Origin of the sequence: Nonomuraea sp. NBC_00507 (assembly GCF_036013525.1) — a bacterium.
Classification (GTDB): domain Bacteria; phylum Actinomycetota; class Actinomycetes; order Streptosporangiales; family Streptosporangiaceae; genus Nonomuraea.
This window is the reverse complement of sequence record NZ_CP107853.1, coordinates 10,025,076-10,037,748: the sequence shown is the minus strand read 5'-3', so window position 1 is coordinate 10,037,748 and position 12,673 is coordinate 10,025,076. Positions and strand designations below refer to the sequence as shown.

Annotated in this window: 12 protein-coding genes; 6 read left to right on the top strand and 6 right to left on the bottom strand. The window is 68.5% G+C overall.

What is annotated here, in order from left to right; all coding sequences use genetic code 11:
- Window positions 1-201 precede the first annotated feature (201 nt).
- The 3 genes from OHA25_RS48310 to OHA25_RS48300 form a co-directional block, all read right to left on the bottom strand.
- The gene (locus OHA25_RS48310; RefSeq protein WP_327583575.1) at window positions 202-1,191 is read right to left on the bottom strand and encodes a hypothetical protein; all 990 of its coding nucleotides are present in this window, start codon (window positions 1,189-1,191) and stop codon (window positions 202-204) included.
- Between the two features lie 269 nt (window positions 1,192-1,460).
- Window positions 1,461-2,300, bottom strand: a complete 840-nt coding sequence (locus OHA25_RS48305) for a prephenate dehydratase (protein ID WP_327583574.1) — start codon at window positions 2,298-2,300, stop codon at window positions 1,461-1,463.
- Window positions 2,301-2,324: 24 nt separating this feature from the next.
- Window positions 2,325-2,663: a hypothetical protein gene (locus tag OHA25_RS48300; protein ID WP_327583573.1), complete on the bottom strand. Its 339-nt coding sequence runs from the start codon at window positions 2,661-2,663 to the stop codon at window positions 2,325-2,327.
- A gap of 157 nt (window positions 2,664-2,820) precedes the next feature.
- On the opposite strand from OHA25_RS48300, the gene OHA25_RS48295 reads away from it, so the two are divergent.
- The 3 genes from OHA25_RS48295 (at window position 2,821) to OHA25_RS48285 (ending at window position 5,718) form a co-directional block, all read left to right on the top strand.
- The gene (locus tag OHA25_RS48295; RefSeq protein WP_327583572.1) at window positions 2,821-3,834 is read left to right on the top strand and encodes an ATP-binding cassette domain-containing protein; all 1,014 of its coding nucleotides are present in this window, start codon (window positions 2,821-2,823) and stop codon (window positions 3,832-3,834) included.
- Between the two features lies 1 nt (window position 3,835).
- A complete protein-coding gene (locus tag OHA25_RS48290; protein ID WP_327583571.1) occupies window positions 3,836-4,000 on the top strand; it encodes a hypothetical protein in 165 nt (54 codons plus the stop codon).
- Between the two features lie 116 nt (window positions 4,001-4,116).
- Window positions 4,117-5,718: a ricin-type beta-trefoil lectin domain protein gene (locus OHA25_RS48285; RefSeq protein WP_327583570.1), complete on the top strand. Its 1,602-nt coding sequence runs from the start codon at window positions 4,117-4,119 to the stop codon at window positions 5,716-5,718.
- Window positions 5,719-6,015: 297 nt separating this feature from the next.
- Here OHA25_RS48285 and OHA25_RS48280 read toward each other — a convergent pair whose 3' ends face one another.
- Both OHA25_RS48280 and OHA25_RS48275 read right to left on the bottom strand, forming a co-directional pair.
- Window positions 6,016-6,285: a tautomerase family protein gene (locus tag OHA25_RS48280; protein WP_327591153.1), complete on the bottom strand. Its 270-nt coding sequence runs from the start codon at window positions 6,283-6,285 to the stop codon at window positions 6,016-6,018.
- A 31-nt stretch (window positions 6,286-6,316) separates the two neighbouring features.
- Window positions 6,317-7,318 (bottom strand): EamA family transporter, encoded by a 1,002-nt coding sequence (locus tag OHA25_RS48275; protein ID WP_327583569.1) that lies wholly within the window; start codon window positions 7,316-7,318, stop codon window positions 6,317-6,319.
- 332 nt (window positions 7,319-7,650) lie between these two features.
- On the opposite strand from OHA25_RS48275, the gene glyA reads away from it, so the two are divergent.
- The 3 genes from glyA to OHA25_RS48260 all read left to right on the top strand — a co-directional run bounded on the left by glyA (window position 7,651) and on the right by OHA25_RS48260 (window position 12,112).
- Window positions 7,651-9,231, top strand: coding sequence for a serine hydroxymethyltransferase (glyA, locus tag OHA25_RS48270; protein WP_327583568.1), 1,581 nt, complete (start codon window positions 7,651-7,653; stop codon window positions 9,229-9,231).
- A 335-nt stretch (window positions 9,232-9,566) separates the two neighbouring features.
- Window positions 9,567-10,829: a diaminobutyrate--2-oxoglutarate transaminase gene (gene ectB / locus OHA25_RS48265; RefSeq protein WP_327583567.1), complete on the top strand. Its 1,263-nt coding sequence runs from the start codon at window positions 9,567-9,569 to the stop codon at window positions 10,827-10,829.
- Between the two features lie 602 nt (window positions 10,830-11,431).
- Complete coding sequence (locus OHA25_RS48260; protein ID WP_327583566.1) at window positions 11,432-12,112, top strand: NADPH-dependent F420 reductase; 681 nt, start codon at window positions 11,432-11,434, stop codon at window positions 12,110-12,112.
- Window positions 12,113-12,126: 14 nt separating this feature from the next.
- On the opposite strand, the gene OHA25_RS48255 is transcribed toward OHA25_RS48260, so the two are convergent.
- A complete protein-coding gene (locus OHA25_RS48255; RefSeq protein ID WP_327583565.1) occupies window positions 12,127-12,537 on the bottom strand; it encodes a SemiSWEET family sugar transporter in 411 nt (136 codons plus the stop codon).
- Between the last annotated feature and the right edge of the window lie 136 nt (window positions 12,538-12,673).

Genomic DNA, 12,673 nt, shown 5'->3' with positions numbered 1-12,673 from the left:
CACGTCCTCACGACGTTCTCCGCCTCGAGCACCGGTCACGTGGCCCGCGGGGTGATGGAGTCCAGGTTGACGTTTCCGGAGGTTGTGTGGGCGGTCTACGAGCACCTGCCAGCCGCCACGGTGGTCGACAGCCATCGGGCAGGCTCCCGCTCCCGCGATCATGAGAAGAGGCGCCGTCAGCAGGGCATGACCGGGCGTCGATCAGGTCACCGAGCGAACCACCCGGCGCGGGCCCGGCGAACCGCCCGCGGCGAGGACCGCCCAGCTCGCCGCCGTCGTGGCGGCCATGAGCAGGGCCAGGGCGCCCAGCGTCTGGCCGTCGGGGTGAATCAGCGCCTGGCCGCGCAGCGCCTGCCAAGTCACCAGGACGATCAGGCCCGCGTACGCCGCGGCCGCCACGATCATCAGGCCCGCCCGGGTCCGCTCGTCGCGCAGCAGGGTGACCCGGCTCGCCAGGAACCCGAGCACCAGCGCCACGACCAGCATGACCTGCAGCCCGTGCAGGCCGACGAAGTGCGGGATGCGCAGGTCGCCGCCGACCGTGCTCCAGCCGGTGAGTGGCAGCCCGGGACCGCCGTCCGGGACGCCCACGTTGTGCTGGGCGGCCAGGGGGATCGCGTGCCCGGCCGCGTCCTTGGCCGTCCACACCTCGCTGGACCTCATCGGTATCAGGAGCCCGAGGCCGATCCCGGCGATCACGAAGGTCAGGCCCGCGCGAATCGCCCAGGTGAGCACGCGGTCGCCGACCCTTTGGAAGATCAGGAGCCCGGCGAGGACGAAGTTCGCCAGCATGAGCAGCTGCACGCCCACGCCGAAGATCACCTGGATGACGTTGTTGAACGGGTCGTCCGCCTGGTTGAAATGGCTGAACGTACCGCGCGCCGCCTGGACCACGACGACGCCGACGTCGAGTATGCCGGTGACGGCCAGCAGCGTCGCCATCCACCAGGTCCAGCGGCTCGCCCTGTGCGGCAGCGTCAACAACCAGGCCAGCGTCAGGCCGTACACGATGAACGACACGGCGAACTTGAGGGGCTTCCCCCAGACCGGCGCACCGAGCAGGACACGGTCGTCGGCCACCATGCCCACGGCCGAGACGACCAGCAGCAGTGCCATCGAGGCGACCATCATCAGGAGCGGGCGGTGCAGGCGGCGGCCCGCCGTACGGGCTGGTTCGAGGACTGCGGGCATCGGCACGCCTTTCGAAGCGGAAGCCGCGATGACGGAACAGCCTCGACGTTAGGAATCGGCGCGGTTCCGTCCCAGCCTGGCGACCCCCCGAACCAGAGGACGGCCGGCCCTCCCATGGGTGGTAGGGCCAGCCGTACCAGGGTGTTCGGCCTGCTCGGTGGTGGTCCGTGGTGGGCCTTGCCGCCCCCCGGGACTCCTGCTCCTCGCGGACAAGGGGCTTCGCCTCCAATCTGGTGCAATCACACCAGCCAGAGCGCCCGTCTCGAGATTCAGTCGGCGCGGGACGGGCCGGCTGGGTAGACTCCGAGGATCTTCACGTCGGTGGTGAAGAACGCCAATTCCTCCAGCGCGTTCTTCAGGCCGGGGTCCTCGGGGTGCCCGTCGACCTCGGCGAGGAACTGGGTGGCCGCGAAGTGGCCGCCGACCATGTAGCTCTCCAGTTTGGTCATGTTGATGCCGTTGGTCGCGAACCCGCCGAGCGCCTTGTAGAGCGCGGCCGGCAGGTTGCGGACGTTGAAGACGAACGAGGTGACCACCGGGCCCTCGCCGCGCGGTGCCTGCACGAAGTCCGGGCTGAGCACCACGAACCGCGTGGTGTTGTGCTCCTCGTCCTCGACGTCGCGGGCGAGGATGTGCAGACCGTAGATCTCCGCCGCGAGTGGCGGCGCAATCGCCGCCTGGGTCGGGTCGTCCGCCTCGGCCACCTCGCGCGCAGCGCCGGCGGTGTCACCGGCGATCACCGGCACCAGCTTGTGCTCGCGGATGATCCGGCGGCACTGGCCGAGGGCATGCACGTGGCTGTGCACGGCCTTGATCGTGTCCAGGGTCGCACCCGGCGGCGCCATGAGGTTGAACTGGATGCGCAGGAAGTGCTCGCCGACGATGTACAGGCCCGAGGTCGGCAGGAAGTGGTGGATGTCGGCGACCCGGCCGGCGATCGAGTTGTCGATCGGGATCATCGCCAGCTCCGCCTCCCCGTTCTCCACCACCGCGAACACGTCCTCGAAGGACGCGCACGGCACCGTATGCCAGTCGGGGTAGTGGTGCTTGCACACCATGTGGGAGTTCGAGCCGGGCTCGCCCTGGTAGGCGATACGTCGTGCGGTCACCGCAGCAGTTTCCCATGCGGCCGTTCAGCGCCATGGCCAGGCCGTGACCACCGCCGCGCCGGATCGTCGTGACCAGGCGTGTTCCGCCTTCGGCGGCAGCGGCTCGAGGTTGGCCTCGAGGCTCGTGACGAGGTAGCCGCGGGCCGGGCCGGCCTCGGCGTAACCGATGTCCAGCAACCCGGCCTTGACCTGCTTCGGCGAGGCGAAGGACGTGTGCGTGCCGGCGTGACCACCGGCAACCTCGGGGCCGCCCCGCGCGTGGTGGCGGAGGCGGGCGGGAGGGCCTGCGATCCCGCCAGCGAGGCGCCGGTCGCGCCGGTCGGCCACACCGACGGCCTTGCCGAAGGTGCGTCTGTTGATCATGTGGAGTCCTCCGTGTCGTGTCACAAGGAAAGCGCATTTCTTACTGTTTCGGGCAGGGGATTCCGACACATCAGTCAGATGACGGGGAGACACGGCGAACGGCAGCCGCGTCGCCCTGGCGAGACCCTCACCCGGAGCAGGCCGCCTGCTCGACCGCATGGACCGCATCGCCGAGCTCGACCGCGGCGAGCTCCGCTTCTACGGCGGCGGCTTCACCACGTACGAAGACGCCGTGCGTACCGAGCAGGAAGCCGCCGAACGTGACGTGCGCAGCGCCGAGCAGGAGCTCAAGCGCGAGAAGCGGGAGATGCAGCAGGCACGCGAGCGCGCCGAGCGCCGGGCCGGCAACGCCGCCCGCAATCTCAAGAACGCCGGGCTGCCACGCATCTTCGCCGGGAACATGAAGCGCGGCGCGCAGGAGTCGGCCGGGCGGGCGGGTCAGGTGCACGCCGCCCGCGTCAGCGACGCCAAGGTCAGGCTGGAGGAGGCCGGGCGGGCGCTGCGCGACGACCAGAGGATCGCGCTGGAGCTGCCGGGGACCAACGTGCCCGCCGGGCGTACGGTCTTCCACGGCGAACGCCTGCAAGCGCGCGGCCTGTTCGCCGCGCCGGGCATCGACCTGACCGTCCGCGGGCCCGAGCGCATCGCGCTGACCGGCCCCAACGGCGCGGGCAAGTCGACCTTGCTGCGCCTGATCAGCGGTGACCTTGAGCCGGACGGTGGTACGACCGGCCGGGCCGACGGCCGGGTCGCCTACCTGTCGCAGCGGCTCGACCTGCTCGACGTCGAGCGCACCGTGGCCGAGAACCTGACCGCGTTCGCCCCCGGCATGCCGGCCGCGGACCGGATGAATCTGCTGGCCCGTTTCCTGTTCCGCGGGCCGCGGGCGCACCTGCCGGTGGGCTCGCTGTCCGGCGGCGAACGCCTGCGCGCCACGCTGGCCTGCGTGTTGTGCGCGGAGCCGGCGCCGCAGCTCCTGCTGCTCGACGAGCCGACCAACAACCTCGACCTGACCAGCGTGGGGCAGCTGGAGAGCGCGCTCGGGGCGTACGAGGGGGCGTTCGCGGTGGTCAGCCATGACGAGCGGTTCCTCGCGGAGATCAAGGTGGAGCGCTGGCTGGAGCTGTCCGAAGGGCGGCTGCTGGAGACCGGGGGTCCCGCCGGCGAGTGACGTGCTGCTCGCCGGCGATCTCGTACGGACGCTGGGCGCGCGGCGCGTGCTCGACGACGCCCCGCACGAGGCCCGTACGGACCTGGCCGAGCTCGATCGGCTCACCCGGGCGCTCACCGAGGCCCCGGGCGACGCCGCTTTGCTTCTTTTCTCGGCGATGTGTTAGCGCTAACTTGGGCTTGGTAGACGGATTTCTCTCCGGGCGGGTGTCAACGATCACGCCGTGAGCGTGCACAAACCGGCAGTGCCGCCGGTCCATGGTGCATGCCCTCAAGGAGAAGCATGACAAGCACCACGTCTCGTCGTGCCCGCCCGACCGCGCGCGACTACGCCAGGCACCAGGACCATCTCGGCCGGATCGGCCGACGCGACCTTCCGGCCCGTGAGCAGACCACCGCGACGACGCACGAGAAAGGTTCCCCCATGGACACATCCCGAGCCAGGCGGCTGCTCGCCGGACTGGCAGCCCTGGTGCTCCTGCCGATCACCGTGGTGAGCTTATGGACAACGCCCGCAGCGGCCGCGACCAGTCAGTTCCGCGGCATGAACTGGGCGGTGCTGGGCGACAACTTCAGCACCGGCCCGCTCGTCGTCGACGGGCTGAGCGGCTCCGACAGCTACGCCACGGTGCAGGCCAAGGCCAACGCGCTGTACGACGACATGCAGTCGACACTCGGCGTGAACACGGTCCGGCTGCCGATCAACACCCACACCGTCGGCACCACCTGGTGGAACGCCTACCGCGGCGCCGTCGACGCCGCCACGGCGCGCGGGTGGAAGGTCATCCTCGCGTACTGGGAGGACGGCGCGGCCTCCGGGGGCCGCATCACCAACCTGTCGGCGTGGAACTCGATGTGGTCGACCGTGACCTCCCAGTACGGATCGAACAGCCTCGTGTACTTCGAGCCGATGAACGAGCCGCACGGCTACAGTTCGGCCGAGTGGCGCAACATCGCCGCCGACTGGCTGGGCTACCACTACTCGGCCCCGCCGAACCGGGTGCTCGTCGGCGGTACCGGCTACAGCCAGGACCTCCGTGACCTGTGCAACGACTCGCGTTTCGCCGGCACGCTGTTCTCGTTCCACCACTACGCGTTCTTCTACTCGGCGAACACGTACGACGGCTGGCGGTCCCACGTCCAGACCCGCCTTGGCACCTGCGCCTCGCGGGCGGTCGTCACCGAGTTCGGGGCTCCGATGAACAACGGCCTGAACTACGCCGACGCGAACAGCACGGACAACTTCGTCCGCCACATCCGCGCCGTCACCCAGGTGATGCGGGACAACGCCATGGGCGGCACCTACTGGCCGGCCATCGGCGGCAAGCCCGGCGACATCGGCTACGACTGGTACTCGATGTACGCCAGGAGCGGCAGCGGCACCGACCTCAACCTCACGATCCGCAATCAGTCCGGCGCGAACCGCCTGCGCTACGGCTGGGGCGACGCCGTCGACGGCGGCGGTGGCGCGACGACGACCCAGATCGTCAACCAGAACTCCGGCAAGTGCGTCGACGTCCTGCAGGGCTCGACCGCGAACGCCGCCGAGATCATCCAGTACACCTGCACCGGGGCCGCCAACCAGCAGTGGCAACTGCGCGATCTGGGCAACGGCTACCACAACATCGTGGCGCAGCACTCCGGCAAGTGCCTCGACGTGAACAACGCCTCCACCGCGGACAACGCGGCCGTCATCCAGTACACGTGCGGCAGCGGCACCAACCAGCAGTGGCATCTCCGCACCGTGTCCGGCACGAGCTACGTCGAGATCGTCGCCCGGCACTCGGGCAAGTGCCTCGACGTGTCCGGCCAGTCGACGGCAAATAGCGCCCGCCTCCAGCAGTACACCTGCTGGGGCGGCGCCAACCAGCGCTGGGACGCTTGAGGCCACACCAACAGAAGCACGTGATCACGAAGGCATTGGGCCACCGGGGGCGGGTAGTCTACGTGATCCTGGACGGCACCCCGGAGCGTCGTCCAGCCCGAGGTCCAGTTCTTCCTGCCCGGCGGCCGGCCGCCTGTCGCGCGACCGCTTTGAGCATCCCCGACTCTGCGTCCTTCGCGGAGCCGATGTGCTCGATCTCCTGTGAGCCGCGGAAAGCGGCGTGCGCACTCCGCGGCGAACCATCAGGTCAACGGCCTACAGCCCGGATTCGATCTTGAACGTGAGCCAAGTCAGGCATCACTGCCCGGCGCGTCCGCAGACCGCGGGAACGCAATACGTGATTCCGCTTATCCGTTTACGGACCTGGACCCTGGAACGGAACGTGACTTCGGCGTTGCCGGCCGCTGGATAGAACGCGGCCACCAGATCGGACGGGTTGAAATACTGATCGTGTGGGCGTGCCATGCGGAAGAGCACTTGTACGGTTCCCGGTGCTGCCTTGGCCACCGAGACGAGCGCCTCGGACACCCTGCGGGAGATTTCTCTCTTCTGCTCCGCGGTCCGCAGGCGAATACCCGCGGTCCGCGGGGACTGTTCTTCAGCTCGTCCTCCGGAGCGCGGCCTCCGGGGGCGTGGCCTCCGGGGGTGTGCAGGCGGCGTTCGCGGAAAGGTTCGGGCGGTGGGCGGCGGCGCGCTGGGCGATGTAGGCGCCGGTGAGCACGATCGCGCCGCCGACCATTTGCGCCGGGGTGAGGCGCTCGCCGAGGACGGCCCAGGCGATGAGCGCGACGGCGACCGCCTCGGTGTAGCAGATCGCGCCGCCGACCTGCGCGGACAGGCGCTGCAGCCCGGCGACGCTGGCGAGGTAGGCAAGGACGGTGCTGACGAGCCCGATCCAGGCGACCAGCGTCCAACCGGGTACTGCGTACCCGGCGACGGGGACCTGGGCGGGCAGCACGTCCCAGGGCATCGCCCAGGGGGCGGCGAGCGCGGTGAGCACCGCGGCCGCCACGACGCTGCCGGACGCGGTGATGACCAGGGCGTCGACGTGCCCGGTGAGGCGGTCAATGATGAGGATGTAGGCGGCCAGGCAGGCGGCCGCGCCGAGCCCGGCGGCCAGCCCGACCGGGTCCAGACTCAGGCCCGTCCACACCTGCACGACCAGGGTGAGCCCGGCCAGGGCGACCGCGACACCGGTGGCGGCGCTGCGGTTAACCGGGACGCGGCGGACCAGCCGCAGCCACACCAGCACGATGACCGGTCCGCTGAACTCCAGCAGGATCGCCACGCCCACCGGCAGCCGGGACGCGGCCACGAAGTAACACGCCTGGGCGCCCGCAACGCCCGCCGTCCCGTAGCCGAGCAGCGGCACGAGGTGGGGACGCAGGCCGCGGGTCAGGCCGCGGCCGCGCAGGATCACCGCGAGCGGGACCAGGACCAGCGCCGCCGTCGCCATGCGCAGCCACACCGCCTGCAGAGGGCTCAGGCCGGCCTCGATGAGGGCCTTGCCGAACGGCCCGGACGCGCCGAAGCAAACCGAGGAGAACACCGCCAGGCCCACGCCCCAAGCGCGGGTGCGCATCGCGCCGTCCACCGCCACCTCCGATCCTCGTCGCCGCTTCGCCACGGTCGGCGAGTGGTCCAACGTAATGCGCGTTCTGGCCCCATTCAACCGCGGGCGTCGATCCCAGGCGGAACACCCCATTTCGAGCACCCTCTGCCCGTCCAGGGCGCCCGAGTTATACGGGTTTCAGGTGAAAGAAATACTGCCCAAGAACCGAACTTGGCTAAGTATGCCTCCATATGCGAAGAGCGTTGACTTCCGGAACCACCATGTGTTGACTACCACGTGGGATAGGAGGTGATCACGTGGACCTGAAGATTCCGGCCTAGGCCGGCTCGAAATGGAAGACTCGATGGTCTAACCCTGGGATGCGCACCCCTCTGGCGTTGTGGTGTGTGTCGCGCCTGCGTGCGTCCTGTTTTGCGGTCCCATCCTGTCTGGTGGCCCGACCCGACTCAATACCGAACTCCGCCCGCGGTCGATGCGCCTCTGCGCCACGACCTGGTCCGGGTTCATTGAATAAGGAAAGCCTGCATATACATGGTTCGCGCCATCCGTTCGCGTGGAGGCGTCGTGTCGCAGCATTGACTCCCGAGTCGTCTGCAGGTAAATTCACCGTCCAAATCGTTCATTCGTCCGCAATCGGGGCAAAGGGTTTGACGTTGAGCTCAACACATTTCCAGAATGATGTCGGAAGAACCGACGACGAGCTTTATTGGATTCTTTCGCGGGAATACGAGAACCAACGGAGGCGGCTTTCTCTGATCGCCTCGGAGAACCTTGTGAGCCAAGCGGTCCGCCAGGCGCTGAGCGGAGTCTTCACCAACACGCAGCTCGAAGGCTATCCCGGGCAGCGCTACCTGCGCGGGTCCGACCTGGCCGACAGGATCGAGCAGATCGCCATCGGCCGGGTCCGTGACCTGTTCGGATGCGCCCACGCCAACGTGCAGCCGCATTCGGGCAGTCAGATGAACCACGCGGTCATCATCGGGCTCCTGCAGCCCGGCGACCGTATCCTCAGCATGGACACGGCGGCCGGCGGCCACCTTACCCACGGCGCGCCGTCCAACCTCACCGGACGCCTGTTCGCCATTTCGAGGTACGGAGTCGGCCCGGAGACCGGGACGCTCGACTACGAGGAAATCCGGCGGATGGCGCTGGAGCACCGGCCCCACCTGATAATCGCCGGGGGATCGTCGTATCCCCGCGAGATCGACTTCTCCCGTTTCCGGGACATCGCCGATGAGGTCGGCAGTCTTTTTCTGGTGGACATGTCACACTTCTCGGGCCTGGTCGCGACGGGACTTCATCCCAGCCCGATCGGTTTCGCGGACGTGGTTACGTCCACAACTTACAAGAGCCTGCGCGGGCCCCGTGGAGCGATCATTCTGACCAATCGCACCGACCTCGCCGGGAAAATCGACTCCGCCGTGACCCCCGGAGTGCAGGACGGGGTCCAGACGCATCACATCGCAGCCAAGGCGATCTGTTTCAAAGAGGCCGCGAGCGAGGAATTCAAGGACTACGCGGCACAGAGCGTGCAAAACGCGCAGGTGCTCGCCCGAACGCTCATCGACCGCGGCTACCACATCGTCTCCGGGGGCACGGACCTGCCGTTCGCCCTCGTGGACCTGCGGGAGGCCGGGATCACGGGAGCGGAAGCGGCCGCGCACCTGGAGGAGGCGGGCATCATCTGCAACATGAACCAGGTCCCCTTCGATCCGCGCGGGCCGAAGAAGACCTCCGGCATCCGCCTGGGCGTCAACGCCGCCACGTCGCGGGGTCTGCGCGACGCGGAGTTCCGCGAGGTCGGTAACCTGATCGCCGACATTCTCGACGCCGCTCGGACCGGCGCGGACCTCGGCGGCGAGGCTGCCACCTCCGCCCGCAGGCACATCGAGCGCATCTGCATGTCGTACCCCTTCTACGATCACCCGCTCGGCATCTGACCCCACGACTTCACTCCGCGCCGATCATCATGCGGTCTCTGCTCGCAGGCCGTGGCCGATAGCTCGCGGACCGTCAAGGGATCAACACGGGTGGAGATGCCGCCACGTACCGCCCGTGGGGTGATCGAGCGCGACGAGCCCCTCCATGCCCGGTTCGGGCGCCGGGATGCGTCTTCAGCGGGCCATCAGTGGCGATCATGAGGCGATCATTTCGTATCGGTTCACCCTGCGATGTCGCCTCGGCGCCGTTCGACTAGATGTCGCTCATCCCCAGTAATGCTCCCTTTCCTGATGGATGCCAGACTTACCCCTCCCACCTGCCGGAGGCAGAAGCCATGGACGTTTTTGCCCACCTTGAATCCGAAGTACGCAGCTACTGCAGGGGCTGGCCCACGGTGTTCACCACCGCGCGCGGCAGTCACATGACCGATGAGACCGGCAAGACCTATCTCGACTTCTTCGCCGGCGCGGGAACCTTGAACTATGGACACAACCACCCGCAGCTGAAACGCCGGCTGATGAATTATTTGGCCGGTGACGCGATAGTCCACAGCCTCGACATGTTCACCGCCGCCAAACGCGACTTCCTGGAGCGTTTCAACGAAGTCGTCCTCGCTCCGCGCGGGCTCGATTACAAGGTGCAGTTTCCCGGGCCGGCGGGCAATCACGCGGTGGAGGCGGCACTCAAACTCGCCCGCAAGTACACCGGCCGCGAGACCGTGGTCAGCTTTACCAACGCCTTCCACGGGATGACGCTCGGAGCGCTCGCGGTGACCGGCAACTCCATGAAACGGCACTGCGCCGGCGTGCCGCTGGGACACAGCGTGGTGATGCCCTACGACGACTACCTCAACGGCCGCACGCCCGACTTCCTGCTGTTCGAGACGATGCTGGGCGACAGCGGCAGCGGCCTGGACAGGCCCGCCGCCGTGATCGTCGAGACCGTCCAGGGCGAGGGTGGTATCAACGTCGCCACCGCCGGGTGGCTGCGCGGCCTGGCCGACCTGTGCAAGCGGCACGACATCCTGCTGATCGTGGACGATGTGCAGATGGGCTGCGGGCGTACCGGAGCGTTCTTCAGCTTCGAGGAAGCCGGCATCTCTCCGGACATCGTGTGCCTGTCCAAGTCTCTCAGCGGCTACGGCCTGCCGTTCGCGGTCACGCTCATGCGGCGCGAGTTGGACGTGTGGGAGCCGGGCGAGCACAACGGCACGTTCCGGGGCTTCAACCCCGCGTTCGTGACCGCCACCGCCGCGCTGGAGGACTTCTGGACCGGCGAGGGCGTGGAGAGGCAGACCCTCGCCAAGGGCGAGCAGGTCGAGCGGGCGCTGAATGAGATCGCACTTGACAACGCCGGCGACGTCGCGGGCGTGCGCGGCCGCGGCCTGGCCTGGGGCCTGGTCATGCGAAAGCCCGAGATGGCCCGCCGGGTCTGCGGCGAGGCGTTCCGCCTGGGCCTGCTGATGGAGACCTCCGGCCCGCGGAGCGAGGTGGTCAAGCTGCTTCCGCCGCTGACGACGACCGCGCAGGACCTCGACCGCGGCCTGGAGATCATCGCCGAGTCGGTGCACGCAGTCCGCGCGAAGGTACCCGTTTGACCGCAATCGCCGCCTGGGCTTGGAGAACCAGCTCGTCGACACAACCTAACGCAGCACGCACGAACTCCTGACGATCGCCGGGGAACTGGGCTGCCACGATATCGAGCTGGAAATGCTGACCGGCCCGTTGCATGGCCGAGCCCGAGCTGGAGTACATCCGGGAGAAGTCGCTGGAAACCCAGGCCCCGGCGCGCGAGCGTGCCCGGCACGGCGGATGGCCGAACGTGGCCGACGCCGACAGCCCGGGCGGTCGGCCTGTTCCAGAGGGGTAACGAAACCGCCGTGGCCGCCGACGCCGGCCACGGCGGATGACGGCGGCGGGAGGCCGCTACGGCCGGAGGCGGCGGAGCTTCGCGCCGAACGACTTGACCAGCCCTTCGGCCCGGACAGCGCTCACGGCCGTCGTCTGCGTGGTCATGCTCATGGCCACAAGCTCGGCGACCCGGGTTTCACCACGCCTTCGCGCCGGTTTCAGCCAGGCGCGGGGCGGAGCCGCCCGCGTGCGGACAATGGCAGTGCCACGGGGTGATCACGAGAGTGACTGGCGAGGACTACGTTAACTGAGCGGGAATGCCCCCACCGCGGCCAAGGTTTGCGCCAGCATGACGACCATCGCAGTCATCGGCAGCGGACACGTCGGCGGCACCGTCGCCAGGCTCTCCGCGGCAGCCGGATACGACGTCGTACTGAGCAACTCGCGCGGCCCGGAGACGCTGAAGGACCTGGTCGACGAGCTCGGCCCGAAAGCCCGCGCGGCGACCTCGGCGGAGGCCGCCGCATCGGGCGACCTCGTCGTCGTCAGCATCCCGCTGACGGCGTACCGCCGGATCCCGGTGGAGCCGCTCGGCGGTAAACCGGTCCTCGACACCGGCAACTACTCTCCGCGGCGGGACGGGCAGTTCCCGCGGCTCGACGATGCGTCGACGACATCGAGCGAACTGCTGCAACAGCACCTGCCGACGTCGAAGGTCATCAAAGTCTTCAACAACATCCTCTTCCGCCACCTCGGGACACTGGCCCGCCCCTCCGGCGCCGCCGACCGCAGCGCCCTGCCGATCGCCGGCGACGACGACGCCGTGAAGAAGGCGGTGACGGCGTTCCTCGACACCATCGGCTACGACACCGTCGACGCGGGACCGCTGGCTGAGGGATGGCGGCTCCAGCCCGGGACCCCCGTCTACGGCAGGCCCTACGCGGGCGGCTCCGCGGACTTCTGGGCTTCACCGGGGGTGCCGGCCGGCAGCGCGACGATCCGGACCGCGCTGGAGGCCGCCGAGCGCTGAAGCGTATCCGCTGATCAGCCGGCCCTGGTGCCGTTCGGGGAGAGGCGTTCGCCGCCGTCTGCGGCCGAGCCCGCCGACCTGCAGGTGCAGCCCCGGTCATTATCCAGCTCACGCGAATGGCGCCCACCCCGGGCGCCATTCGCATTCCCCGTCGCCGGAGCCTCCGAGATCCGCAGTCTCAGGGCGCAGTACAACGTGACGCCGCCGGTGATCAAGCCGATCCCGTCGACGATAATCAATGCGAAGTCCTGGATGTGAGCGCCATAAAGCAGCCAGATCATGTAACCGATGGAGGTCGTCATCAGATAGACCAGGGAAACTCCCCTGCTGGAACCGGCCCGGATGATCGCCTGCCGCTGGGCGAGCAGCGACAATGGGCCGAGCATGCCCCATACAGTGGCGGCCACCGCCAGCGCTTGCGTCAAAATGGCTCCTCACGTGCAAACCGAATCCGCCATTGTGGCGTGCGGAAAACACCACCGGTTTTCGGTCGATTCAGGGTCGCTGTCACCCCGAAGGCGTATCAGGCCGGCGGTGTCGTTTCCGGCAAAGAAAGGGCGG

What these genes read in the sequence shown, in the direction of transcription:
- OHA25_RS48310 (WP_327583575.1), bottom strand. Translation starts at nt 1,191, where the DNA reads ATGCCCGCAGTCCTCGAACCAGCCCGTACGGCGGGCCGCCGCCTGCAC.
- OHA25_RS48300 (WP_327583573.1), bottom strand. Translation starts at nt 2,663, where the DNA reads ATGATCAACAGACGCACCTTCGGCAAGGCCGTCGGTGTGGCCGACCGG.
- OHA25_RS48295 (WP_327583572.1), top strand. Translation starts at nt 2,821, where the DNA reads ATGGACCGCATCGCCGAGCTCGACCGCGGCGAGCTCCGCTTCTACGGC.
- OHA25_RS48285 (WP_327583570.1), top strand. Translation starts at nt 4,117, where the DNA reads ATGACAAGCACCACGTCTCGTCGTGCCCGCCCGACCGCGCGCGACTAC.
- glyA (WP_327583568.1), top strand. Translation starts at nt 7,651, where the DNA reads ATGCGCACCCCTCTGGCGTTGTGGTGTGTGTCGCGCCTGCGTGCGTCC.
- ectB (WP_327583567.1), top strand. Translation starts at nt 9,567, where the DNA reads ATGGACGTTTTTGCCCACCTTGAATCCGAAGTACGCAGCTACTGCAGG.
- OHA25_RS48260 (WP_327583566.1), top strand. Translation starts at nt 11,432, where the DNA reads ATGACGACCATCGCAGTCATCGGCAGCGGACACGTCGGCGGCACCGTC.